Below are 24,257 nucleotides of genomic sequence, written 5' to 3' on the forward strand. Positions count from 1 at the left end.
CTGGCCGGTGGCCTGTGCGATCAGCTGCCCCACCAATCGCTCGTGCTCGTCGGCCGTCACAGGTCGCACCCGCATCTCCCGGTCCGCACGCTCGCGCAGCAGACCTTCCAACTGCCGTGCATCGTCCGCGAGTTCGCGGTGCCAGGTGTGGCGCTGCCCGGCCGGGACCCCCCGCGCCGTCTCCACCCGGTCCGTCAGGCGTACCAACGCGCCCGCGGGGGAGGGCGGTTCGCTCAGCGCGCCCACCGCAACATTGCGCAGCTCGCTGAACGGCTTGCCGCCGGGCGCCTCCACGGCGAGCTGGGTGAGCCGATCCGAGGCACTCTCCCGCAGCTCGGCCGGCACTCGGTCGTCCACCACGGTCAACGTCAGCTGCTGGTCGTGCTCGTCCCAGCGTGGCTCCACCTTCAGCTCGATCCACCGGCGGGTCCGCGGCCGTTCCAGACCGGGCGGCGGCAGCCGGTAGGACAGCACCTTGCGTCTGCGCCCGGAGTCCACCGGCTGGTGGGATCTGTCGGCCGGCGGCTGCCGCTCGTCAGCATTCAGCGACTCGTCGAGCGCCCGCAGCACCGCTGACTGCGGCACCCTGTCCAGGCCCACCGGGTCGTCGCCCACCGGCAGGGCGAGCCTCGGGTCGGGCGGCGACAGCGGGCCGCGGGCGGGCAGCACTCGGCGGGTGATCTGGTCGATCATCAGCTCCCGCTTCTCCCGCACGTACTCCGCACCGGGCACCGGTGCGCCCCGGTCCAGCTGGTCGGCGACCTCCGGCGGCACGATGATCTGGCTCAGCGAGCGGTCCACCGTCAGCAGCCCCGCCCGCCACAGGTCGTACACCAGGTCGTGGACGATCCTGCGGCCCAGCTGCAGGTGCCCGGTGAGTTGCCCCACGTCGTTCAGCCCGGCGCGCACCGCGTCCAGCAGCACCAGCTCCATTGGCGACAGCGCGCCGCCGTAGCCGAGCCGGACCTGCAGCTCCACCGTCTCGCAGGGCACGTAGACGACCGCGACGCTCACCTCGCCTCCAAGGGCAGGACGTCGGCGGCGTTCAACACGACACCGTAGTGGTCCACCGCCTGGCAGACGGTCTGCCAGAAGGTGTCGCCGCCGTTCTCGAACCCTGCGTAGTGCGCGTATTCCCCGACCACCACCAGCAGCTGTCGGGCCCGGGAGAACAGGACGTTGATCAGGTCTCGGCGGGACAGGTGCCCGAAACTCTCGGCCGCGCTGCCCGAGCCGCGCCGCTTGTTCCGCACCAGCGAGACCACCACGATGTCCGCCTCCCGGCCCTGGAAGGCGTGCACGGTCTGCACGAACCGCGACAGGTCGCCGTAGCGGTGCAGGACCTCGGCCTGCCGACGGTATGGGGTGAGCACCGCCAGCGGCTCGGCACTGAAACCGTTGCGGCCCGGAACCGGGGCCGGGCGCATGGCCGACACCAGGCGGTGCACGATGTCCGCCTCACCCTCGTTCTTCCAGTACGGCTGCTCCTGGCAGTTCGGCAGTCCCGCAGTGTCCAGCCACACGAGGGCACGGCCGCGCAGCCAGCCCGGCGCCTCCACCGGTGCCGGGGTCTCCGGGTGGTGGGTGGCCAGTCCGCCCAGCGGCATGCCGTCCTCGGGCGGGCGCTCCCCGGGGCGCGGTGGCCGCGGGTAGAACACCCGGCTGACCACCTGCGCGATCGGCTCGCGCATCCGGAACTGGGTGGACAGCCGCGCCGTCGGCCGGTTTCGCCAGGTAAGCGACTCCGCGTCGGTGTCCGTACCCGTGTCCGTGCGGGCATCCGCACCGGTGCTGGTGTTCTCGTCCCCGGGCTCCTGCTCGGGGAAGAGGCTGCCGAACATGTCGAACGCCTCCAGGTACGTCGTGCGGTCTGTGCCCGCGGCGGCGATCGCGGTGCTGGGATCGTTGACGCACGAGTCGAGGAACCGCACCACCTCGTCCCGCCGGTGCGCCGGCAGCTGGAAGTGGTCTCCGATCAGCGTCCAGCGGGTGCCCCTCACCAGCGGTATCGCCAGTTCCGTCGGCCATGCCTTGGCCGCCTCCTCGACGATCACCCAATCGAACGACGAGGCCCCGCCGGTGGTCCCCAGGTTGCGCGGCGTGGCGGTGGCACAGGTGGCGAAGACGATGTTCGCGCCGCGCTGCAGCCGGTCCGCCAGCTCCGGCAGGACCGGCTCCCGGGCACCGGGGTCCAGCATGTCGCGCCACCGCTCAAGCACCGGCCGCACGTCCGGGTCCACCCCGGCCGCCAGCTGCTCGTCGATGCCCTGCCGCATCTGCCGAGCCCGGCGCAGCACCAGCTCGCTGCGGAGCCAGGGGCGGACCTGCTCGTCCGGGGTGCCGCGCTGGGACACCACCCGCAGCGCGATCGGGACGTCGGGGTCCGCGTCCGTCGGCCCCTCGTCGTTCCGTGCGCCGATGTCCTTCAGGATGCGCGCCGCGAGGTTGTCCAGTGTGAAGTTGGACTGGGCCGAGACCAGGATGCGATGGGCGGACTCCTGCTCAAGATAGGCGGCGACGGCGCGCGCGGTGACTGTCGTCTTGCCCGTCCCGGGCGGCCCCTGCAGGGCGAAGAACGGCTGGTGCACCAGGATGTCCCGCACCGCATGCCGGCCGCCCTTCAGCAGGCCCTTGCCCGCGTCCGCCCAGCGCTGCGGCAGCGTGGGCAGTGAGAACGGCCTGCGTAACTGGCTGACCAGCGACTTGAGGGCGAACAGTTCCCAACGCGCGTCCGCCTGCCGGCGCAGCACCGTCTCCGAGCCGATGTCGTCGGCCGGCCGGATCCAGCCCCGCGGCGGGATCTTCTTCTGTCCCGGCTTGGGCTGCAGCACGATCCGGTCGCCGCCCTCGACCCGTACCACCTGCGCCTGCACGCTCCGTACGTTCTGCCCCTTGCGGTCGTGTTCCCCGGCGTACACCTCGACGTCGGCGCTGCCGCTCTCCTCGTTCTCCAGCCGGCCGAAGAACTCACCGAACGGAGGCCGCAGTTCGGGGTTACCCGCGTACTTGGTGAGCATGGCGTGACTATGGATCCGCTCCTGGTCGCGCTTCTGGTCCCAGCGCACCAGCGTGCCGTCGCCCGCAGCGTCAGCCACCGTCTCGTACGGGTAGCGGCGGGCGCGCAGTTCGACGCCCTGGAACTCCAGCAGCCAGTTGATGGCGCGCTCGTAGTCCAGTTGCGCGGTGGACTTCGCGACGGCCGGGCGGATGGCGTCGGTGAACTTTTCCCAGCTCGGCCGGTCTCGGCGCAGCGCGTTGAGTCGCGGTGCCGGGGTGCGGTAACTCAGCGCCTTGATCTCCGGCATGGGCCGCTTCAGCGAGGCCGCCCGCAGATCCTCCAGCTTGTTCTGCACCCCGTACGCGTCCAGCCGCGCCACGTACTTCACAACCAGCACTTCGGGCATCGGAGCCCCCAGGCTCAGACCCTGCTGCGGCCGGAGCAACTGGCAGAACCACAGGGCACGGGCGCCCGCCAGCACGACGGTGGCCTCCCGCTTGATCTCCGTGGAGCCGCCGTTGACGAACGGGTCGGCGCCGTCCGGGGACCAGAGCACCTCGCCGCGGCGCAGGTCGGTACGGAGCAGCTCGGCCGTCTCCCGGATGCCGGCCTCACTGTCCGCCGGATGCTCCAGCCACTTCCACTTGCCCAGGGTCTCCTCGCCCCGCTCCGGCATGAAGGCCAGCAGATGCGGCAGGCTGCTCACTGCGCCGCCGAACTCGATCATGTTCGCTTCGTGGTGCTCGTTCAGGTAGCCCGCGACCTCATCTGCGGTGGGCCGGTTCCGCGGGTGCGGGTCCAGCATCCGTCGCAACAGGTCGCGCAGCGCAGACGGCAGCCGGGCATGCTGCAGCCTGTCCCGCAGATGCTCGCCCAGGCGCTCCAGCCGGTCCCGCTCGGCCACCACCTCCGCCGCCTCACGGGGAACGCGCTCCGGTACCAGCTCCTGCGGCAGCGGCTCGACGAACCACTCCCAGGCGACCGCCGCCAGCCCGTACACGTCACCCTTGGCGTTCTCCACGACATTGTCAGGATCGCCCGGCCGGGGCAGCAGGTATGCCAGCCGCTCCGGCGCGAGATACGGCAGCGGCTCGGGTCCCTCCGCCAACACCAGGTTCCGCAGCTGCCCGCCCGCGGAGGAGTCCGCGGACGCGCCACTCAGCAGCCCCGCCACGAAGGAGCTCAGCTCGAACCGGGCCAGCCGCAGCCGGTACTCGCCGTCGGACCCGACGATCACGTCCAGCGCGGCGGGGGAAAGTCGGCGGTGCGTCAGGCCCAGGTCGTGCACGATCGCCAGCGCGTCCGCCAGCAGCTCGAACTGCCTCAGCGCCCCCGCCGGATCCTTGCGCAGGTTCTCGCCGTCCGCCGGGGAGAGCTGGTTGTCCGCCCCCACGGTGGCGATGAACGCCGCCTCGATCCCCTCGCCCGACTCCGTCCTGAGCCCCGCGTCCTTCGCCGTGACGGCGTCCAGGTAACCGCCGCCCAGCAGCACCGGCAGACAAGGATGCTCCAGCCCCGACAGCCGGGTCAGTGCCCGCACCTGTTGGTCCCACAGCAGACCGCCCAGCTTCGTCAGCCCCAGGTACACTGAGACGTCCACCTGCCGGTTCGTCTCCGCGTCGAACAGCTCCCGCGTCAGGTACAGATGCCCCGGCAGCAGCTCCCGGAGGCCGATCGGCTCGTCCGGGACCATTGCCTCGTACGGCCCGCAGCGGGCGGTCGCCGCGTCGCAGCAGAAGTACTTGATCAGATCGACGACCTGCTCCACCCCGAACGCCACAGCCCTCGCCCCCTTGCGCCAGCAGCACACGCGCTGCAGCAAGTATGGGGCAAATGGGCGGTGTCAGTGAGGGCTGTCGCCATCCCGTCATGCTTCTGCACGACACCCTGGTCACGCACTGGCCGTAACGATGCGGGCCGGCGCGGTCCGGACTCCTGCAGCATTCGGCCGCCATCTGCAGTCGGCGAACTCCCTCCTGGTCGGGGTGGATTGGGGTCGTGAGGCCGGCAGTGATGCGTATCGGAGGTTCATTTGAGGAAAAACACGTGATTTATGTGGTTCTTTTCCTCCGCTACACGACAGGTCCCCCAAACCTGTAAGCTCCGCGCCCATGCATTGGCACCCTGAGCACGACGACGGTGCGTACGGCGTAGGCGGCGCGAATGGCGCACATGGCGCCAACCACGCGAACCATGCGAACGGCACCCTTGGCGTGTACGCCGGGAACGGCGCCTACCACGAGGGTGGCCAGACCCAGGGCCTGCCGGTGGTGTACCACCCGTACGGCGACGGTGCCCAGGCCCATGACGGATACGCGGATCCGGCGGCGGCGTACGGGTGGCAGGAGCCGGCGGCGACCGGTCACGGCATCGCGCCCGGCGATGCCTACGGCCACCCGCAAGGCACGTACGTGGACGGTCACCCTGCTTACGGGGGCGGTCGCAACACCTACGAGGGGGGCCACGGCCGCCAAGGAGCCGACCGGGAGCACGAGCACCTGCACGGAGACGAGGGAAACGCCTACGGCGCCGCCGACGACGACCGCGACGCCGGACACGACGACGGCTCGGTCTTCGTCGACCCATCAGGCCGCCGCGGACGGCTGGTCCGCCCTGTGGGCCTTGCTTTCGCGGCGGTCTGCGTCGTCTTCATCGCCGTCGTGATCGCCGGATTCTTCGGTTCGGCGCCCTCCGGCGGCCCGTTCCCGCTGCCCTTCGTCCAGGAGAAGAACGAGGAACAGAAGCAGAGTCAGGACCAGGAGCGGGAGCAGGACGGATCGACGAAGGCCACGGATGAGCCCGGCTCCACCGCCGGACCCACCGCCGCCGCCACGCCAGGGGAGTCAGCGGCCCCGAGCCCCTCGACGAGCAGTTCCGAGACCGAGACCGAGACCGAGGAACCCAGCACCGAGGAACCCAGCACCGAGGCGCCCACGACCACGGCGTCCTCCACCAAGACCACGCCGGGCCTGGGGAACTCCGGCGACCGTCCTGGCCAGGGCCAGGCGCCGACCAAGGGACCCAGGTGAGCCCTGTACCACGCAAGACCGGAACAACCCGTTCCACCGGTCGCAGCCGTTCCCCCCGCACCAAGCGCTCGCCCCGATCATCCGCGAGGGCCCACTCGACGCGGACGGCACCGCCTGCCAGAAGCAACCGGCATGCCCGGCAGCGCGATCCCCGCGCCCACTGGCTGCTGCTTCTGCTCGCTCTCGCGGTCGCTGCCACCGCGCTGCTGTTCAGCGGTTTCGGGCGGCACGAGATAGCCCCGACCGCTGCCCCCGCACGCCACTGCACCGCTGCCGCCCCCGCAGCGGTACGCGAGGGCGGCCCCGTTCTCAGCGAGGTCGACGGAAAGCTGCGCAGCGCTCAACTGCCCGCCCGGACGGTCGCCCTCACCTACGACGGCGGCCCGAGCCACTCCTGGACTCCGCGTCTGCTCGACGTCCTGAGGAAGCATGACGCCAAGGCAACGTTCTTCCTCACCGGCACCCAGGTCGCGGCCCACCCCGATCTGGTCCGCAGAATCCACGACGAGGGCCATCAGATCGGCTCGCACACCTACACCGACGCCGACCTCACGCAGGTCTCGGCGGTGCGTGCGCGCCTCGAACTCGCCCTCACCCAGAACACCCTCGCGGGCACGGCGGGCATCGGCACCCGTCTGCTACGGCTGCCGCACACCGGGGAGACCGCTTCCCTGTGCGCCGACCAGTGGGAGGCGGGCCGCCGCGCGATCGACGACGGCTATGTCCTGGTCGCCGCGGATGCCGCCGACCGGAGTCCGGGGCAGGGACTGATCCGCCAGTTCACCGGCTCCCGGGAGGCCGTCGACGCCACCGAGGAGATCCTGGCGTCCCCGGCCGACGGCCTGCGGTTCACGACCGTCGGCGCCTCGCTGCGGACAGACGGCCTCAGCTACCCGGTGACGACGGCCGCCGCGGCGAAGGGCACCGCCGTCGTCTGGGCCCAGACGCTGTCCAGGGGTTTCACCGACGCCATGGGCTGGCTGCTGGTGGCCGCCGGAGGGGTCACCGTTGCCCGCCTCGTGCTGCTGTTCACGGTCGCCCGTGTCCACGTACGCCGCACCCGGGCCGGACGGCGCCGCGGCAACCGGCTGCCGCGGGTCAACGATCCGGTCACCGTGATCGTGCCCGCGTACAACGAGGAGGCGGGCATCGAGGCGACGCTGCACTCGCTGCTGGCGTCGACGCACCCGTACATCCAGATCATCGTCGTCGACGACGGGTCGAGCGACCGCACCTTCGAGATCGCCGAGTCGGTGAGGGCCCAGGACCCGCGGGTCATGGTGGTGCGCCAGGCCAACGCGGGCAAGGCGGCGGCCCTCAACGCCGGACTGTCGTGGGCCCAGTTCGACATCGTGGTGATGATCGACGGCGACACGGTCTTCGAGCCGGACGCGATCCGCAACCTGATCCAGCCGCTCGCCGACCCGCGCGTGGGCGCCGTCAGCGGCAACACCAAGGTGGGCAACCGGCAGGGGGTGCTGGGCCGTTGGCAGCACCTCGAATACGTCATCGGGTTCAACCTCGACCGCCGCATGTTCGACGTACTCGAATGCATGCCGACCGTGCCAGGCGCGATCGGCGCCTTCCGCCGCCAGGCGCTCGCGGGCGTCGGCGGAGTCAGCGAGGACACCCTCGCCGAGGACACCGATCTGACCATGGCGCTGTGCCGCGCGGGCTGGCGGGTCGTGTACGAGGAGTCGGCGATCGCGTGGACGGAGGCACCGTCCACCGTCCGGCAGCTCTGGAAGCAGCGCTACCGCTGGTGCTACGGCACTCTCCAGGCGATGTGGAAGCACCGCAAGTCGCTGTTCGAGACGGGAGCGGCGGGCAAGTTCGGCCGCCGCGGACTGGCCTATCTCGCCGTGTTCCAGACTCTGTTGCCGTTGCTCGCTCCGCTCGTCGATGTGTTCGCCGTGTACGGGCTGCTGTTCCAGAGCGCCGCCCAGGCCGGGGCCGTGTGGCTCGGCTTCACGGCCGTGCAGGTGGTCAGCGCCGTCTACGCGCTCCGCCTCGACAAGGAGAAGTTCGAACCGCTGTGGACGCTGCCGCTGCAGATCTTCGTCTACCGGCAGCTGATGTACCTGGTGGTGGTGCAGTCCGTCGTCACCGCGCTGCTGGGCAGCAGGCTGCGCTGGCACCGGATGCAGCGCACCGGTTCGGCGACGGACACCCTGCAGCGCCAGCCGGCGTGAGGTCGCACGGCCGGCCGGGCTCCTGGCCGGCCGCCGTCGAGCCGCGGTTCGGCCGGTCGACGAGGGAGCGTACGTACTGACCGGTGAGCGCCTCCGCCCGGCCCTCGACGGCAACGCGGAGCACAGCACTCCGAAGTACGCCGACGAGCCAGGGGCGACGTTGGCGGGGGAGTAGTAGCGCCACTGTTTGGGATACAAGGGGGTCTCGACACTGACGTACTGACCGGCCGCATGTCCGTAGGGCATGTGGGGATGCAGGGTGACCTCGGCGATACCGTGCCCGCAGGGGACGAGGTGCACGATCGTGGCGGGCCGGACGGCGGGCCGTGCCTTCGCGTCCTGCTCGGCAGCACTGATCATGGCGTCGGCGACTGCACCATACGCCTTGGTCCAGGCGGCGGCGATGTCTTCGGTCCAGGCGGGGCCGGCGTAGCGGGCCGACGAGGCGAGGAGGCATTCGCCCACGGCGGGGAAGTGCGCCCGGAGCGCGCCGAACTTGCGGTGGTCACGCCCGAGGTGTATCCGCAGAAGCGGACCAGGTTCTCTGGATCGTCGACGAGGTCGACGATGCGCAGCAGCGCGCGCAACAGGCGGCCGCGCTGGGTGTCCATCCCGGGCGGGAACAACGGCCGTACCTCGGGATAGCGCGGCCTGGCACGGACCGCCGTGCCCGCGTGCCGACGGCCCGGCTCACGAGAAGTTTCCGAATGTGGAGATCCGTCCGCGTCCCGGCTCCGAATCAAGAGCATGAGTGGTTCTGACCACGGTCCGCGTCGTTCGCACTCGGCATCGGTCCGGCATCGGTGTCCGACGCAAGCCGGCCACTGCCGGCCTGCACTTCCTCGGCACCTTCCTGGGAGCTGACATGGTGGACAAGCCGGTGGAAACGTTGCCCTCCGCTCCTGAGGAATCCACGGCCCTGCCGGAGGTGTGCGGTGAACCGGCCGTGATCGAGCGAATTCTCGCCGCGGTGCTGGCCGCGGTCGTGCGGACCGAGCGGGTTCCGGTCGACGGTCACTTCTTCAACGACCTGGGGGCCGACTCGCTGGTGATGGCGCACTTCTGCGCGCGCGTCAGGAAACGGGGGGATCTGCCGTCGGTGTCGATGAAGGACGTCTATCGGCACCCGACGATCAGGAGCCTGGCGACGGCGCTCGCGGATGCCCCGTCCGTGCCCCGGGCGGAGCCGGCGGCCGTGGCCCCGGCACCGGAGTCGCGTTCGGCACCGGCCCAGTCCCCGGCCGGCAGGGAATACGTCCTGTGCGGCGTGCTGCAGTTCCTGGTCTTCCTCGGATACGTCTCCCTCGTCTCCCTCGTCGCCGCCCGAGGCTACGACTGGATCTCCGCCGGATCCGGTGTGATCGACGTCTACCTGCGGTCGGTCCTGTTCGGCGGAGCGGCCTTCCTGGGTTTGTGCCTCTTTCCCGTGCTCGCGAAGTGGATGCTCATCGGCCGGTGGAAGCCCGGACAGATCCGAGTCTGGAGCCTTGCGTACGTCCGCTTCTGGATCGTCAAGACACTGGTCCGGTCCGATCCACTGGTGCTGTTCAGCGGCTCGCCGATCTACCTGCTCTATCTGAGGGCCCTGGGCGCCAAGGTCGGACGCGGGGCCCTGGTCCTCTCCCGGACCGCGCCCGTGTGCACCGACCTGCTCACCATCGGCGACGGCACCGTCATCCGCAAGGACTCGTCCTTCGCCTGTTATCGCGCCCACGCAGGACTGATCCAGACCGGCCCCGTCACGCTCGGACGGAATGTGCTGGTCAGCGAGGCCACGGTGCTCGACATCGACACCTCGATGGGCGACGGGGCCCAGCTCGGCCATGCCTCCTCGCTGCACCGCGGACAGGCAGTGCCCGACGGCGAGCACTGGCACGGGTCTCCGGCACAGCGGACCGACGTGGACTACCAGGTGGTGGGCTCCGTCCGCTGTGGTGCGGTGCGCAGGACCACCCACAGCGTTCTGCAGCTGCTGGTCGCACTGGCCGGGTACGTGCCGCTGGCGGTCGGCGGTGTGACCGCGCTGCTCGCCGAGGTCCCGGGCCTCAGCGCGGCTCTGGAGCCGGGGGCCGTGGTCGTCACCGACTGGGCGTTCTACCGCAACGCCCTGGTGTCGTCGTTCGTGCTCGTCTTCGGCGCCATTCCCCTCGGCTTCCTCGTGCTGACCACCGTTCCCCGTCTGCTCAGCCTGAGCATCACGCCGGGCAAGGTCTACCCTCTGTACGGCTTCTGCTTCGGAGTGCACCGGACGATCACGCTCATGACCAACTGGAAGGTCCTGAAGCGCCTTTTCGGTGACAGTTCGTTCATCGTCCACTACCTGCGATGCCTGGGGTACGACCTCTCCCGGGTCGAGCAGACCGGGTCGAACTTCGGCACGGAGATGAAGCACGAGACGCCGTACCTGAGCACCGTCGGGCGCGGGACGATGATCGCCGACGGACTGTCGATCGTGAATGCCGACTTCTCCAGTACCGGCTTCCGCGTGTCCCGGGCATCGATCGGGCCGAACAATTTCCTCGGGAACAACGTCGCATACCCCACGCAGGGCAGGACGGGCGACAACTGCCTCCTCGCGACGAAGGTCATGGTGCCGGTCGACGGGGAGGTACGCGAGGGCGTCGGGCTGCTCGGCTCGCCCAGCTTCGAGATTCCCCGGTCGGTCCTGCGGGACAGCAAATTCGACCCCAAGAGCCCCGCGGAGCTGCGGCGCCGCCTTGCCGGCAAGAACCGGCACAACGTCGTCACCATGGGCTGGTACCTGCTGTCGCGGTGGATGTACGTGTTCGGCCTCGCCCTGATCACCTCGGCAGCCGTCGAGCTCTACAGCACGTTCGGCGCGCCTGCGATCGCGCTGGCCGACCTCCTCGCCGTGCTGTTCACCGTCGCGTATTTCGTGCTCGTCGAGCGCGTCGTCACGGCGGTACGCCCGCTGAAGCCGCTGTACTGCTCGATCTACACCTCGAGCTTCTGGCAGCACGAGCGCTACTGGAAGGTGCCGTCGATGACGTATCTGCGGATGTTCAACGGCACCCCGTTCAAGAACGTGCTCTGGCGGCTGCTGGGGGTCCGGATCGGCAGAAGGGTCTTCGACGACGGCTGTGTCCTGACCGAACGGGCCATGGCCACCATCGGGGACGGCTGCACGCTCAACTGGAAGAGCGTCGTCCAATGCCACTCGCAGGAAGACGGCACCTTCAAGTCCGACCACATCACGATCGGCTCTGGCTGCACCCTCGGCGTCGGCGCCTTCGCCCACTACGGCGTGACGGTGGGTGATGGCGCGGTGCTCGCCGCCGACTCCTTCCTCATGAAGGGAGAGGTCGTTCCGGACGACGCACGGTGGGGCGGGAATCCTGCCAGGCCGCTGGGCGAAGGCGAAGGGAGGTAGGGCCATGGCAACGCTGCCCGCGGAGGCCGGCCGGGAGTTCTGGCGGGGCGTGCTCACCGCCGGTGGGGTCACCACGGTCCCGCGGTGGACCCTCGACCCGGTGGCCCGCATCGCCGAGCACGAGGCGACGCTTCCCGAGGATCTGGTGGACGCATGGAGCCGCCTGGCGGACGATCTCGCCGTGCCGCTCGGCTCCATCCTGCTGGCCGCGCACGCCAAGGTGCTCGCCGCTCTGTCCGGCGAGCGGGAGGTCACGACCGGTTACGTCACCGTGGCGGGTGGCCGGCCGCTGCCCTGCCGGCTGACCACCGAACCCGACTCGTGGCGGGCGCTGGTGCTCCACACCCACCGGGCCGAGTCGGAACTGCTGCTGCACAAGGACTTCCCCGTCGAGGGTCTCCGGCGGGAGCTGGGCCTGCCCGGACCGTCGTCCGAGGTCGTGTTCGATCCGGCCGGCGCCGGAGGCGAACTCGCCGGGAATGCCGTGCTGAGGGTGGAATCTCCGCGACGGGGCGATCGGCGCACGCTGCGGCTGCGGTACCGGGCCGACGCGCTCGACGCGGACTGCGCCGCGAGGATCGTGGGCTACCACCTCACCGCGCTCATGCTGATCGCCGCCGATCCGGACGCCGCGCACGGCCGGCAGAGCCTGCTCTCCGCCGAGGAGCGCCGCTTCCAGCTCGAAGGACTCGCCGGGCCCCGCCGAGAGCTGCCCGACCACCGCTTCCACGAGCTGTTCGAACAGCGTGTCAGGGCGCACCCGGACGCCGTTGCGGCCGTGCGCGGCGACCAGTGGTGGACCTACCGCGAACTCGACGCGCGGGCCAACCGGCTGGGGCGGGCCCTGCTGGCGCGGGGGCTCGGCCGCGAAGGTGTCGTCGCGGTGGTGACCGAGCGGAACCTGGACTGGGCGGCGGCCGTCCTCGCGGTCTTCAAGGCCGGCGGGGTGTACCTGCCCGTCGAGCCGCACTTCCCGGCCGACCGCATCGCGACCATGCTCTCCCGCGCCGGGTGCCGGCTCGTGCTGACCGAGCCGGGCAGTACGGCGACGCTCGACCGAGCCCTCGATGCGCTGCCCGCGGTCCGGGCGATCTCCGTCCACGAGGCCTACGCGGAGGACCACCCGGACTCCGACCTCGGCGTCGACGTCGCACCGGACCAGCTCGCCTACATCTACTTCACCTCAGGCTCCACCGGCGAGCCCAAGGGAGCCATGTGCGAGCACGCGGGCATGCTCAACCACCTCTACGCCAAGATCGACGACCTGGGGATCGGCGAGGGGCAGGTGGTCGCCCAGACCGCGCCCCAGTGCTTCGACATCTCCATGTGGCAACTGGTTTCCCCGCTCCTGACCGGCGGGCGGACCCTGCTCGTGGAACAGGACGCGATCCTGGACGTCCCGCGGTTCGTCGACACGATCGCCCGCGGCAAGGTGAACGTGCTCCAGGTCGTGCCGTCGTATCTCGACGCCGTCGTGTCCTACCTGGAGCGGCACCCGCGCGCGCTGCCGGATCTGCTGTGCGTGTCGGTCACCGGCGAGGTGCTGAAGAAGGAGCTCGTACAGCGCTGGTTCGCGACCCAGCCCGGTATCAGGCTGGTCAACGCGTACGGGCTGACCGAGACCTCGGACGACACCAACCACGAGGTGATGGGCCGGCCTCCGGACGACGAACGGGTCCCACTCGGTCGACCCGTCAACAACGTGCACGTCCACGTCGTGGACGAGCACCTGTCACCCGTGCCGCTCGGCGCCCCCGGTGCGATCGTCTTCTCCGGGGTCTGTGTGGGCCGCGGCTACGTCAACGACCCCGAGCGCACCCGGCAGGCCTTCATGGCGGATCCGCACCACCCGGGCCGACGGCTCTACCGGGGCGGCGACTACGGCCGCTGGGTGCCCGGGGGCAAGCTCGAGTTCCTCGGCCGCCAGGACAACCAGGTGAAGATCCGCGGCTTCCGCATCGAGATCGGCGAGGTCGAGAGCGCCATGCTGCGGGTGCGTGGTGTCCGCGACGGGGCAGTGGTGGCCATCGACGGGGCCGCCCGGGGCGGGCGCCTGGTGGCCTTCTACTCCGGCCGGCGTCCGCTGGAGGACGGCATCCTCAGGGACCGGCTGGGCAGGTCGCTGCCCGCGTACATGGTCCCGTCCGACTTCCACTGGCAGGAGAGCCTGCCAGTGACCGCCAACGGCAAGGTCGACAGGAAGGCACTGTCCGCGCTCGCCGCACAGCTCGGTGCCCCGGCCCCCGACGCCGTATCCGACGGCACCGAGCCCGACACCGCCGGCGAGGACCGCGATGCGCCCCGCACGCCGACCGAGCGGCGGCTGGCCGCCGTATGGGCCCAGGTGCTCGGCATCCCGGAACACCGGGTCCGCCGCAACGACCACTTCTTCGACCGCGGCGGCACCTCCCTCGCGGCGGTGCGGCTCGCGATCGCCCTGGACCGCGCGGTGGACATCACGGACCTCACGCGCCACCCGGTCCTGGCCGACCTGGCCCACCTGGTCGACAGCAGGTCCGGGCCGCCGTCCCGTCCGACGAGCGGGGCGCACCGGGCAGCGCTGCGCGCCACCGGACCACCGCCTTCCTCCTGAACCCGAGCGAAAGGAACCCGAGATGCCGTCGTCCCCGTCCTCGTTCCCCCTGACGCTGCCGGCTGTCGACCTGCAGCCCGGCAAGCCCCCGATCCTGCACACCGGCTCCACCGGCGACGCGGCGAGTTGGGCGGCCGAGCACCGGGACGCGCTGCGCGCCGTCGTCGCCGAGCACGGTTCGGTCCTCGTCCGGGGTCTTGGGCTGCGCGACCAGGCCGAGACCGCGGCCGTATTCCGGCAGCTGGCCGGGGCCGGCGGTCTGATGACCGAGAAAGAGGCTTTCGCACCCCGGCGGACCTGCTCCGACGGCGTGTACTCCTCGTCGAAGTGGCCGCCGAACCAGCCGATGTGCATGCACCACGAACTCAGTTACACCCTGGAGTTCCCCGGCCTGATGCTGTTCGCCTGCCTCGGCGCCCCCGCCGTCGGCGGGGCGACCGCGCTGGCCGACGCCCCCACCGTGCTGGACGCCCTGCCCACCGATCTCGTCGAGCGATTCGTGAGGGAGGGCTGGCTGCTCACTCGCACCTACAACGAGGAGATCGGCGCGTCCTTGACCGATGCCTTCGGCACCGAGAACCGCGGTGCGGTCGAGAACTACTGCCGCGCGGCCGCGATCGCGTTCGAGTGGCAGCCCGACGGCGGCCTGCGGACTTGGCAGCGCCGCAGCGCCGTGGTGCGGCACCCGGTCGCCGGCCGGCGCTGCTGGTTCAACCAGATCGCGTTTCTCAACGAGTGGACGCTGGACCCCGAGATACGTGAGTACCTCGTGGACGTCTACGGCGCCGACGGCCTGCCGTTCAACACCCGCTACGGGGACGGCGCACCGATCGGCGAGGACACCGTGCAGCTGCTGAACGAGGTCTACCAGTCCCACACCCTGCGCGAGCCGTGGCAGACCGGCGACCTGATGCTCGTCGACAACGTCCGCACCGCCCACAGCAGGGAGCCGTACGAGGGGCCGCGCGAGGTGCTGGTCGCGATGACGTACGCCGTACGCCTGGCCGACTGCTCGCCGACCGTGGAGGTGATCACCGCATGACCGTCACCGGTTCCACCGCCGGGGGGTCCGCACCGTCCGGGCCGGTAGCCGTGCCGCCGTTCGCGGTCGTGTCCGGCAGCCAGGTCCAGCACGCGCTGCAGGGGCGCGAGAAGCAGATCGTGGAGTTGGTCGAGGAAACCTACCGGCTGCACAGCGCAGGTGACTCGGTGAATCCGCCGTCCCACTTCCTGCGCTTCCCCGACCGTCCGTCGTCCCGGATCATCGCCCTGCCCGCCTCGATCGGCGGGGAGGCAGGGGTGGACGGTTTGAAGTGGATCTCCAGCTTCCCGCAGAACGTGGCGGCCGGGATCCCGCGGGCCTCGGCGGTGCTCATCCTCAACGACCGCCGCACCGGCTACCCGTTCGCCTGCATGGAAGCCTCGATCATCAGCGCCACGAGGACGGCCGCGTCGGCGGCACTGGCGGCGGATCGCCTCAGCCGCGGCCGACGGCGCCCGACGCGCGTCGGGTTCGTCGGGACAGGCCTGATCGCCCGCTACATCCACACCTTCCTGGCCGGTACCGGCTGGTCGTTCGACGCCATCGGCGTGCACGACGTGTCCGCCGACAGCGCGGCCGGGTTCCGCTGCTACCTGGAGCAGTCCGGTGCCACCGGCTGCATCGTCGTGCACGACAGCCCCGAGGAGCTGATCCGCCGGAGCGACCTGGTCGTCTTCGCCACGGTCGCCGCCCGGCCGCACATCAGCGATCCGTCGTGGTTCGCACACCGTCCGCTCGTGCTGCACGTGTCGCTGCGCGACCTGGCTCCGGAGGTCGTACTCACCTCGTACAACATCGTCGACGACGTCGAGCACTGTCTGAGGGCCGACACCTCCGTTCACCTGACCGAACAGCTCACGGGCAACCGCGACTTCCTCACGGGGACGCTGGCGGACGTCATGGCCGGAAGCGTGACGCCGTCGGCGTACCGGACGGTGGTGTTCTCGCCCTTCGGCCTCGGGGTGCTCGATCTGGCAGTCGGCAAGTACGTCTACGACGAGGTGGCCGGTTCCGGAGAGCTGCACGTCGTCGACGGCTTCTTCCATGAGCTGCGCCGATACGGATGAGCACCATCCGGACCGGCCGCTCTTCACTCCGCGGAGGCCATCGTGTCAGTCATATCCACTCCCTACACCTTCAACGAGGAGGATCTCTACGTCGACCTCCAGTCGATCCTCGGGCGCAGGCTCTTCCTGAAGTGCGAGGGCTTCAACTTCGCCGGCTCGATCAAGCTGAAGCCCGCGACCGAGATGGTGGAGGCCGCCGAGCAGCTCGGGGTCCTGACCCCGAGCTCGGTCCTGCTCGAGTCCTCGTCGGGAAACATGGGCGTGGCACTCGGCATGATCGCGGCGAGCAAGGGCTACCGGTTCCTGTGCGTGACGGACTCCCGCTGCAACCTGTCGACCAGGCTGGTGATGGAGGCCCTGGGCGCCCAGGTGCACGTGGTCACCGAGCCGAGCGCCCACGGCGGCTTCCTCCGTGCACGGCTCGACTACGTTCGCGCGCTGTCCGCCCTCGACGACCGGTACGTGTGGCTCAGTCAGTACACCAACCCGGGCAACTGGAGAGCGCACTACCGCAGGACGGCACCGGCGATCGCCCGCTCGTTCCCAGGACTGGACGTATTGTTCGTCGGCGCCGGCACGACCGGCACGCTGATGGGCTGCGCACGCTACTTCCGGCAGTGGCACCGGCCGGTCCGCATCGTCGCGGTGGACAGCGTCGGCTCGGTGACCTTCGGCGGTACTTCGGGACGCCGCATGCTTCCCGGCCTGGGCATGAGTGTCAGCCCTCCACTGCTCGACGAGTCCTTCGTCGACGAGGCGGTGCACGTCGAGGAGGCGGACACCATCCGCGCCTGTCACCACCTCGCCCGACGCGGCTTCCTCTTCGGCGGCTCCACCGGCACCGTCGTCAGCGGCGCGGAGCGCTGGCTGGCCGCGCATGACTCGGCGGGCCTCACCGCGGTGGCCATCGCCCCGGACCTGGGCGAGCGCTACCTCGAGACCGTCTACCAGGCCAACTGGGTCCAAGGTCTCTACGGCGAGGACGTGCTCCGCTCCGGCGGGCCGGCCGTCGTCGGCTCGGGGGCCGCCCGCTCCGCACCACCGGTGCCCACGCCACTGCGGGATGCGGACGACGGCTGGGACCCGGACACTGGCGGAGGGCGGGTGAACCCACCATGACGGATCGGGGCAGACCCACAGACGGGAGAGGGTGTGGCGAAGCGGCAGGCCCCCGGGGCCCGGCACATCGGTACATCCGAGACCGATGGACTGTTGGTGTCCGTCGCTGCCGGCAGTCAGGACGCCTTCGACCGGTTGTACGACGCGGCCGCCGGCCCGGTCTACGGAATCGCGTACCGGGTGCTGCAGGACGCGGCACACGCCGAGGAGGTCACCCAGGAGGTGATGCTCGAGGTCTGGCAGCGTGCACCCCGCTACCGGCCCGAGAGCGGGCACGCCATCACCTGGATGATGACGATCGCCCACCATCGCGCCGTGGACAGGGTCCGCACTCTGCGAAGATCCGCTGAACGCGAGCGCGCCGTCTCCCAGCACGAGTCGACCCTCGCGTTCGACGACGTCATGGAGACGGTGGAGGCGCTCGGAGAGCGCGAACAAGTCCGTTCCTGCCTGAAAGAGCTCACCGCCGAGCTGCGGCTACCGGTAGTACTCGCCTACTACCAGGGCCTGACCCATACCGAGATCGCTGCGGCGCTGTCCCTGCCGCTCGGCACCGTCAAGAGCCGCCTGCGCAGGGCACTGACCCAGCTGCGGCATTGTCTGGGAGCGCCGCCGTGAACCCAGCCGACCCACACGACCTCGCGGGTGCCTATGCGGCGGACGCCGTCACCCGGGAGGAGCGCGAGGCGTTCCGGCGTCACGTCGTCGGCTGCCCCGACTGCGCCCACGAGACCGCCCGCCAGCAGGAGGCCGCGGCCTGGCTCGCCCTCGCGGCAGCTCGCACCCCGCCTCCCCGTCTGAAAGAACGTGTCCTCTCCGAGGCGGCCCGGACCCCCCAGTTTCCGCCGACGCTTCCCGGTCAGGCGGACGAGCACCGGAGCCGACGGACCACGCCACCTCTGCTGCACCTCGCGCTGGCCGCCAGTCTGGCCGCAGCCGCCGCGCTCGGCGGTCTGGCGGCCTGGCAGTACCAGGAGGTGCGGGAGACGCGCCAGGAGGCCGCGAGCCACGCCGCCGACCTCGCTCGGCTCTTTACGGCCCCCGACACCACTTTCGTCAGGAAAAACGTGGCCTACGGCGGCTCCGGCAGCGTCGCGGTCTCGCGCCGGCTGAACCAGGCCGTCTACTTCTGCCAGGACCTGCCTCCTCTGCCCTCGGACAGGACCTACCAGTTGTGGTACGTCGCCCCCGGGGACGGAGCCCGATCCGCCGGGCTCCTCCCCGCCAAAGCCGGCCCCCAGGCCGTGTCCCTCCCCCCGCCCGGGACTGCCACCACGCTTGCCATCACCGTCGAACCGAGCACAGGCTCAGCCGAACCCACCACCGATCCCCTCGCCAGATGGCCCCTCTCCTGATCGTGTGGCCGGCCGTGGCCGCATGACCTGCTTGTTCTCGCGCAACCGTGGGTCGTGTCCGTGTCCGTGTCCGTGCCCGTGGGTGTGCCGGCACCCGCCGTGTACGGGGTAGTCCGACATCAACCCCTGTGCAAGCGCCATGGCGCGTCGGGGCGGGTGGGGCGGGCGTCGGCGACGAGCCGGAGGGCGTACACCGGCTGCTCGCCGGGGAGGGGGCCGAGGGAGGTGTGGCCGGTCATGTGACCTCGGCGGAGCTGCCGGCCGCGCTCAGGGGGAGGCGGGCCGCGCAGGCACCTCACGCGGCGGTCGCTCCGGCAGGGGCCGTGGGGCGACGGCTTGCTTCATCACGATGGTCGAGTTGAGGCCGCGTACTCCCGGCAGATGGATGAGGACGGACTCGTAGAGGCGCTGGTAGGACGGCAGGTCGGCGCTGACCACACGGATCAGGTAGTCCGGTTCGCCGAAGAGCCGCTGCGCCTCGACGACCTCGGGGATGTCGGCGAGTGCTGCGTCGAATTCGGTCACCGCGCCGGGCCGGCTGAGTGTGGCGAAGAGGAGGACTTCGAACCCGTATCCCAGGGCCGCGGCGTCGACGACGGCCCGGTAGCCGCGGATGATCCCGGCCGTCTCCAGTTCCCGGACGCGCCGCTGGCACCTGGAGACGCTGAGCTGGACCTTGTCGGCCAGATCGGTGAGCGTGATGCGCCCCTCGGACTGGAGGAGAGCAACAATTTTTCGATCCGTGGAGTCCACGAGCAAAATTCTAGCGACGAGAGCTCGCAGTCAAGCAAAGCTCACGAACATTTTGCCCGCCGTCCTGGCTAACCTCCAGCCATGGCAACCGACAGCACACCCTTTGACCGGGCGGGACAGGGCCTCGCGGCGGAAACTGCGGGATCGGTTTTCGACATCGTCGTGGACCGCAAGAACTCGAACTCCATGAAGTGGGCCTACGCCCGTCGACTCCTGGCGGACGACGAGGCCGCGGCCGACCCCCTGCCGATGTGGGTCGCCGATACCGACTTCAAGGCCCCACAGGCCGTGATCGACGCCCTCCACCAGGCCGTGGACCACGGCGTCTTCGGATATCCCGGCGGCGCGACCGACAGTTACCTCGACGCCGTGACCGGCTGGCAGGCCCGGCGCTTCGGCTGGGAGGTGCCGCGGGAGTGGGTGCTGCAGACCGCGGGCGTCATCACCACCCTCAAGACGGCGGTCCAGGCATTCTCCGCGCCGGGCGACTCGGTCCTGATCCAGCCGCCGGTCTACGCCCACTTCCACAACGACGTCCTGCTCAACGGCCGCCACCTCGCGTTCGCTCCGCTGGAGCGGACGGACGACGGCTACCGGTTCGACGCCCGCACCTTCGAGGCGGCCATCCGGCCCGACACCAAGCTGTTCATCCTGAGCCACCCCCACAACCCCACCGGGAACGTCTGGACTGAGGACGACCTGAGGACCATGGGCGAGATCTGCGCCCGGCACGGTGTCCTGGTCATCTCCGATGAGATCCACCAGGACCTCATCGTCAACCCCGAGAAGAAGCACACCCCCTTCGCGTCGCTCGGGCCGGAATTCGCCCGGAACAGCATCACGTGCACGGCCCCCAGCAAGACGTTCAACCTCCCCGGCCTGCAGAGCGCCAACGTCTTCGTCCCCGACCGCAGGCTGCGTGACGAGCTGGCCCGCCAGTACGAGCGCAACGTCTTCCCGCTGGTCAACGTGCTGGGCATGGTCGCCGCCGAGGCCGCCTACGCGCACGGGGAGCCGTGGCTGGAGGAGCTGCTCACCTATCTGCGCGGCAACCATGCGCGCTTCGCGCAGGCGGTCAACAGCGCCACATCGAAGGTGCGGGTGCTGCCGGCCGACGCCCTCTACCTGGCGTGGATGGACTGCCGCGACCTCGGGATGGATGCCGAGTCCCTGGACAGGTTCATGCTCACGAAGGCACGCCTGTGGCTGGACAAGGGACAGAAGTTCGGGGCCGAGGGCCACGGCTACATGCGGGTGAATCTGGGCTGCCCGCGCTCCACGGTCGACGAAGCCGTACGGCGGCTGATCGCCGCCGTCGAGAGCCTGTGAACGGACGGGGCCGTTCGGAGCCCCCTGCGGGCGGCTCGAGTGAACGGGCGATGATCACGATCGGCACACGCGCTCGATCAGTGCCTGCCAGCTGTCGCCGAGGCGGTCCGCCTGCTCCGGGGGCGGGGTGGTCGCCGGCTGCGGCGCTGACAGATACAGCATCACCGGGCCCTCCAGTGCCGCGGTGAGCTGCATCGCGAGGCTGTCGAGGTCGGCGACGCCGGGCCGGGCCAGACCCAGGAGCATGCGGATGTGCATCCGCGTCAGGGTGGCGGCGGCTCCGGCGGGGACGGGCTGATTGCGGTCGAGCGAGGCGCGCACGATCGCCAGGTGGCCGGCGAGGTGGGCGGGGCGGGCGCGGCCGTAGGCGATGAGCCGGTCGACGGGGGCGGCGCCGGGGCCGAGCGGTGGCGGACCGCTCGGGACCTGCTCCTGGAAGGCGTGCTCGTCCTCGTCGAGCAGGGCGTGGAAGATCCCCGCGCGGGTGCCGAAGCGGCGGTAGACGGTGCCCTTGCCGAGGCCGGAGCGCTCGGCGAGGCCGTCCATGGTGACCTTCTCCACGCCCAGTTCGGCGACCATCGCACGGGCCGTGGCCAGCAGCTGCTGTCGGTTGCGGGCGGCGTCGGCACGCTCGGCACGCTGATCCTCCCGGCCGCCACCGGCGTCGCCCCGGTCCTCACCCCGCTCGCCGCCACCGGCACGGCCCTGATCATGATCGGCGCGGTCGTCACGCACGCGCGGGGCAAGGAGTGGTCCCAGATCGGTCCCGGCGTGGTGCTGCTCGCCATCGCCGGAGTGATCGCCTGGGGGCGCTTCGGTCCCTACGCCTGGTGACTCGATGCTCGCCGTCGCGAGAGGTCAGAGAGGCCACCTGGTCGCGAACCATGGGTGGCGGTGGCGCGTACGCTCCGTCGCGCAGCGATTTGGGCCGTACTACTCCAGCGTGCCGCTGAAGAGGACCGCCGAGTTGCAGCGGTCGGGGGCCGGGCCGGAGGGCGGGCGGCCCACGGTGCGGCAGGCGAGGGTCACCGTGATCTTCTGCTTCGGGCCCGCCAGGATCGCCGATGCCCAGTGGAAGTCCTGCTCGCGGAAGTTCTCCAGCGCGGGGGCGAGGAGGGTCTTGTCGCCCACCGACAGCGTGATGGTGCCCGCGTCGCCCTGAGGGTTCTCCAGGACCAGATCCGTCAGGCGCAGCACTTTGCCGTCCGGGACCGTGTACGTCGCCGCGGCCGTGCCGCCGGCCGGGGCTGAGGGAGTCAGGCGGTACGAGAACAGGGCGGCCTGCGGGAGCGGGGCCGGGCCTGTGCCCGGAGTCGCCGAGGCCGACGGGGACGCGCTGCCGCCCGGGCCAGGCTTGCCGCCGCCGGCACCCGCCGACGCGGCCTCCTTGGCCTCGTCCGCCGCCTCCTTCGCCTCGGCCGCCTTGGACTCCGCCGCTTCGACCGGGACCTTCACCGCCTCCTTGGCCTCGCTGCGGACGACCGGCCGCAGCAACCCGAACCACAGACCCGCCAGCACGCCGAGGAGCACCAGCAGCGCGATCAGCAGCTTCAGCAGGCCCGCCGAGACGATCGGACGCTGCAGCAGACTGCCGTCGAGCGGCTCCGGGGCCACCTCCGGCGCCCCCTCCGGGCCGGGGGACGGGGCCGCGATCACCTGGAAGACGTGGGGCACGGCCACCCCGCGCCACATCCACCTCCTCGGCTTGACGGGCAGCTTCACGAACGCCGCCCGCCCCGGCTCCACCACTGTGGCCTGGGAAGGCAGCCCGAACCTCAGCAGATCACCTTGATCCTTGCCCGAAAGGGCAACGGACAGGGGATAGTTGCCGCGGTTGTCCAGCGCCACCTGGAATCGGGCGCCGGTGCGGCCCTGGCCCAGCCGCGGGGTCAGTTCCGCGGTGAAGTCGGCGTACGGCCGGATGTGCAGGACGCCCTCGGGCACCGTGGCGTACTGCGGTTGCTCCTGTGGCAGCACCCGTACGCCATAGGTGAGTTCACCCGGCGGAACAGTGGTGTCCCGGGGCGGTCGGACCACCAGCTCCACCTGCCCGCCCGTGCCGGGGTTCAGGGACAACGTCGCCGGCTCGACCACGCTCCAGTCGGCGGCCGGACCCAGGACCTCGAAACCGTAGGCCTCGACGACGTTTCCGCCGTTGCGGATTTCGAGCGGGATCCGGGCCTCCTCGCCGGGCAGCACCGAGGCGGGGGAGGCATCCAGAAGAGCGGAAGTGGTCATGAGGGGACGGTAGGGACCCGGGCCGGACGGCTCCGCTCCCCTGCGGACACACCTGGGGGCACGTTGCGTTGCCCGTTGAGCCGACGTGGAGTGGCTGCTGACTGCCCGGGTGTTCACTGGACGACAGGTGAGGAAGTGCCTGAAAAGACAGGCGCCGCTCTCGCGTGGCGTGGGGGCGCGCCGAACTGGGGGAAGCTGAACATGCGATACCAAGGAGAGAGCGGCGCGGAGCGTATCCGGGTGCGGCTGATGGCCCAGGACCCGATTTCGCGCGCCGGGCTGGCGGGGCAGTTGAGGAACTGCCCCCAACTCGAGCTGCTGGGGGAGGAGGAGAACGACGGGCCGGCCGTGGCCGTGGTGTCCGTGGACCGGATCGGGGAGACGGAGATGCAGACCTTGCGCCGTTTCCAGCGAGGCGGTGGATGCGGCACCGTGCTCGTGGCCACAGACATCGACGATGCGGGGCTGGTTGCCGCCGCCGAATGCGGAGTGCTGGGCGTCGTCCGGCGCGCCGAGGCGTCCACGGACCGGCTGGTGCAGGTCATCACGGCCGCGGCGAGCGGCGAGGGCAGTGTGCCCGCGGACCTGCTGGGGCGCCTGCTGGACCAGGTGGGGCGGTTGCAGCGGCAGGTGCTGGATCCGCGCGGCCTCGCGTTCACCGGGCTGGCGCCCCGGGAGGTCGACGTGCTGCGGCTGATCGCGGAGGGCAGCGACACCGCGGAGATCGCGCGGACGCTGGCCTTCTCGGAGCGTACGGTCAAGAACATCCTCCATGACGTGACGACGCGGCTGCAGCTGCGCAACCGTTCGCACGCCGTGGCGTACGCGATGCGGCAGGGCTTCATCTGACCCGGGCCCGATGACCCGGGGCCGAACCGGGCCCGCACGAAGGTGAGCTCGGGCGCCGCCCGGGGCCCGGTCGGCGCCGGACGGGTCCGGGGCGCAGCCCCCACCGCAGTCGCCCTGAGCCGCCGGGCACCGGCTCGTTCGCGCTGAGTCCGAACGCACTGCCTCTTAGGGCAGTCGGGGTTACCCCGACCGGTGCCCCTGCTCGGGCTGCCTGCGCGGTGCGCTTCGGACAGGGTTGTCCTGAGGAGGGCTGTCCGGATGCTGTCGGCGCCGTCCCGGGGGCGCGTCCCCGGGAGGCGCGG

Annotated in this window: 17 protein-coding genes and 1 pseudogene; 12 read left to right on the top strand and 6 right to left on the bottom strand. The window is 70.8% G+C overall.

Features of this window, described 5'->3' with window-relative positions; genetic code table 11:
• Both HW130_RS26260 and HW130_RS36800 read right to left on the bottom strand, forming a co-directional pair.
• A partial coding sequence (locus tag HW130_RS26260; RefSeq protein ID WP_177152192.1) for a hypothetical protein occupies window positions 1–1,014 on the bottom strand: 1,014 nt, incomplete at its 3' end.
• Complete coding sequence (locus HW130_RS36800; RefSeq protein WP_177152193.1) at window positions 1,011–4,778, bottom strand: AAA domain-containing protein; 3,768 nt, start codon at window positions 4,776–4,778, stop codon at window positions 1,011–1,013. The genes HW130_RS26260 and HW130_RS36800, both read right to left, overlap by 4 nt.
• Before the next feature lie 331 nt (window positions 4,779–5,109).
• Between HW130_RS36800 and HW130_RS26270 the strand changes: the two genes are divergently transcribed.
• Both HW130_RS26270 and HW130_RS26275 read left to right on the top strand, forming a co-directional pair.
• A complete protein-coding gene (locus tag HW130_RS26270) occupies window positions 5,110–6,027 on the top strand; it encodes a hypothetical protein (protein ID WP_177152194.1) in 918 nt (305 codons plus the stop codon).
• Window positions 6,024–8,219, top strand: coding sequence for a bifunctional polysaccharide deacetylase/glycosyltransferase family 2 protein (locus HW130_RS26275; protein WP_309140583.1), 2,196 nt, complete (start codon window positions 6,024–6,026; stop codon window positions 8,217–8,219). The genes HW130_RS26270 and HW130_RS26275 overlap by 4 nt, the downstream gene beginning before the upstream one ends.
• Window positions 8,220–8,636: 417 nt before the next feature.
• Here HW130_RS26275 and HW130_RS36805 read toward each other — a convergent pair.
• Window positions 8,637–8,684, bottom strand: a pseudogene (locus tag HW130_RS36805) (hypothetical protein); the annotation flags it as partial.
• Window positions 8,685–9,084: 400 nt separating this feature from the next.
• Between HW130_RS36805 and HW130_RS26280 the strand changes: the two are divergent.
• Genes HW130_RS26280 through HW130_RS26310 form a run of 7 tightly spaced genes read left to right on the top strand, consistent with a single transcriptional unit; the run spans window position 9,085 to window position 18,786 of the window.
• On the top strand, window positions 9,085–11,610 hold the full coding sequence (locus tag HW130_RS26280; RefSeq protein ID WP_177152195.1) for a Pls/PosA family non-ribosomal peptide synthetase: 2,526 nt from the start codon (window positions 9,085–9,087) through the stop codon (window positions 11,608–11,610).
• A 4-nt stretch (window positions 11,611–11,614) separates the two neighbouring features.
• Complete coding sequence (locus HW130_RS26285) at window positions 11,615–14,203, top strand: amino acid adenylation domain-containing protein (protein ID WP_177152196.1); 2,589 nt, start codon at window positions 11,615–11,617, stop codon at window positions 14,201–14,203.
• 22 nt (window positions 14,204–14,225) lie between these two features.
• Window positions 14,226–15,245, top strand: coding sequence for a TauD/TfdA family dioxygenase (locus HW130_RS26290; RefSeq protein WP_177152197.1), 1,020 nt, complete (start codon window positions 14,226–14,228; stop codon window positions 15,243–15,245).
• Window positions 15,242–16,312 carry a 2,3-diaminopropionate biosynthesis protein SbnB gene (gene sbnB, locus HW130_RS26295; RefSeq protein ID WP_177152198.1) on the top strand — a complete coding sequence of 357 codons (1,071 nt, stop codon included), beginning with the start codon at window positions 15,242–15,244 and terminating at the stop codon, window positions 16,310–16,312. Before HW130_RS26290 ends, sbnB begins: the two co-directional genes overlap by 4 nt.
• A gap of 42 nt (window positions 16,313–16,354) precedes the next feature.
• Window positions 16,355–17,431: a 2,3-diaminopropionate biosynthesis protein SbnA gene (gene sbnA, locus HW130_RS26300; RefSeq protein ID WP_177152199.1), complete on the top strand. Its 1,077-nt coding sequence runs from the start codon at window positions 16,355–16,357 to the stop codon at window positions 17,429–17,431.
• 33 nt (window positions 17,432–17,464) lie between these two features.
• The gene (gene sigK / locus HW130_RS26305) at window positions 17,465–18,049 is read left to right on the top strand and encodes an ECF RNA polymerase sigma factor SigK (protein WP_177152200.1); all 585 of its coding nucleotides are present in this window, start codon (window positions 17,465–17,467) and stop codon (window positions 18,047–18,049) included.
• Window positions 18,046–18,786, top strand: a complete 741-nt coding sequence (locus tag HW130_RS26310) for an anti-sigma factor (RefSeq protein ID WP_177152201.1) — start codon at window positions 18,046–18,048, stop codon at window positions 18,784–18,786. The genes sigK and HW130_RS26310 overlap by 4 nt, the downstream gene beginning before the upstream one ends.
• 267 nt (window positions 18,787–19,053) lie before the next feature.
• Here the strand turns inward: HW130_RS26310 and HW130_RS26315 are convergent, their stop codons facing one another.
• Window positions 19,054–19,539 (bottom strand): Lrp/AsnC family transcriptional regulator, encoded by a 486-nt coding sequence (locus HW130_RS26315; protein WP_177152202.1) that lies wholly within the window; start codon window positions 19,537–19,539, stop codon window positions 19,054–19,056.
• A gap of 81 nt (window positions 19,540–19,620) precedes the next feature.
• Here HW130_RS26315 and HW130_RS26320 point away from each other — a divergent pair, with 81 nt between their 5' ends.
• Entirely contained in the window at window positions 19,621–20,868 is a 1,248-nt protein-coding gene (locus HW130_RS26320; protein ID WP_177152203.1) for a MalY/PatB family protein, read from the top strand.
• Window positions 20,869–20,922: 54 nt separating this feature from the next.
• Here the strand turns inward: HW130_RS26320 and HW130_RS26325 are convergent, their stop codons facing one another.
• A complete protein-coding gene (locus tag HW130_RS26325; protein ID WP_256356358.1) occupies window positions 20,923–21,468 on the bottom strand; it encodes a TetR/AcrR family transcriptional regulator in 546 nt (181 codons plus the stop codon).
• Window positions 21,469–21,510: 42 nt separating this feature from the next.
• Between HW130_RS26325 and HW130_RS35425 the strand changes: the two genes are divergently transcribed.
• Complete coding sequence (locus HW130_RS35425) at window positions 21,511–21,702, top strand: DoxX family protein (RefSeq protein ID WP_375256590.1); 192 nt, start codon at window positions 21,511–21,513, stop codon at window positions 21,700–21,702.
• A gap of 99 nt (window positions 21,703–21,801) precedes the next feature.
• Here HW130_RS35425 and HW130_RS26335 read toward each other — a convergent pair whose 3' ends face one another.
• Window positions 21,802–23,106 carry a hypothetical protein gene (locus tag HW130_RS26335; protein ID WP_177152206.1) on the bottom strand — a complete coding sequence of 435 codons (1,305 nt, stop codon included), beginning with the start codon at window positions 23,104–23,106 and terminating at the stop codon, window positions 21,802–21,804.
• Between the two features lie 201 nt (window positions 23,107–23,307).
• Here HW130_RS26335 and HW130_RS26340 point away from each other — a divergent pair, with 201 nt between their 5' ends.
• The gene (locus HW130_RS26340; protein ID WP_177152207.1) at window positions 23,308–23,955 is read left to right on the top strand and encodes a response regulator transcription factor; all 648 of its coding nucleotides are present in this window, start codon (window positions 23,308–23,310) and stop codon (window positions 23,953–23,955) included.
• Window positions 23,956–24,257: the final 302 nt, after the last annotated feature.

This window comes from Streptomyces sp. PKU-EA00015, assembly GCF_013387495.1.
GTDB lineage: Bacteria > Actinomycetota > Actinomycetes > Streptomycetales > Streptomycetaceae > Streptomyces.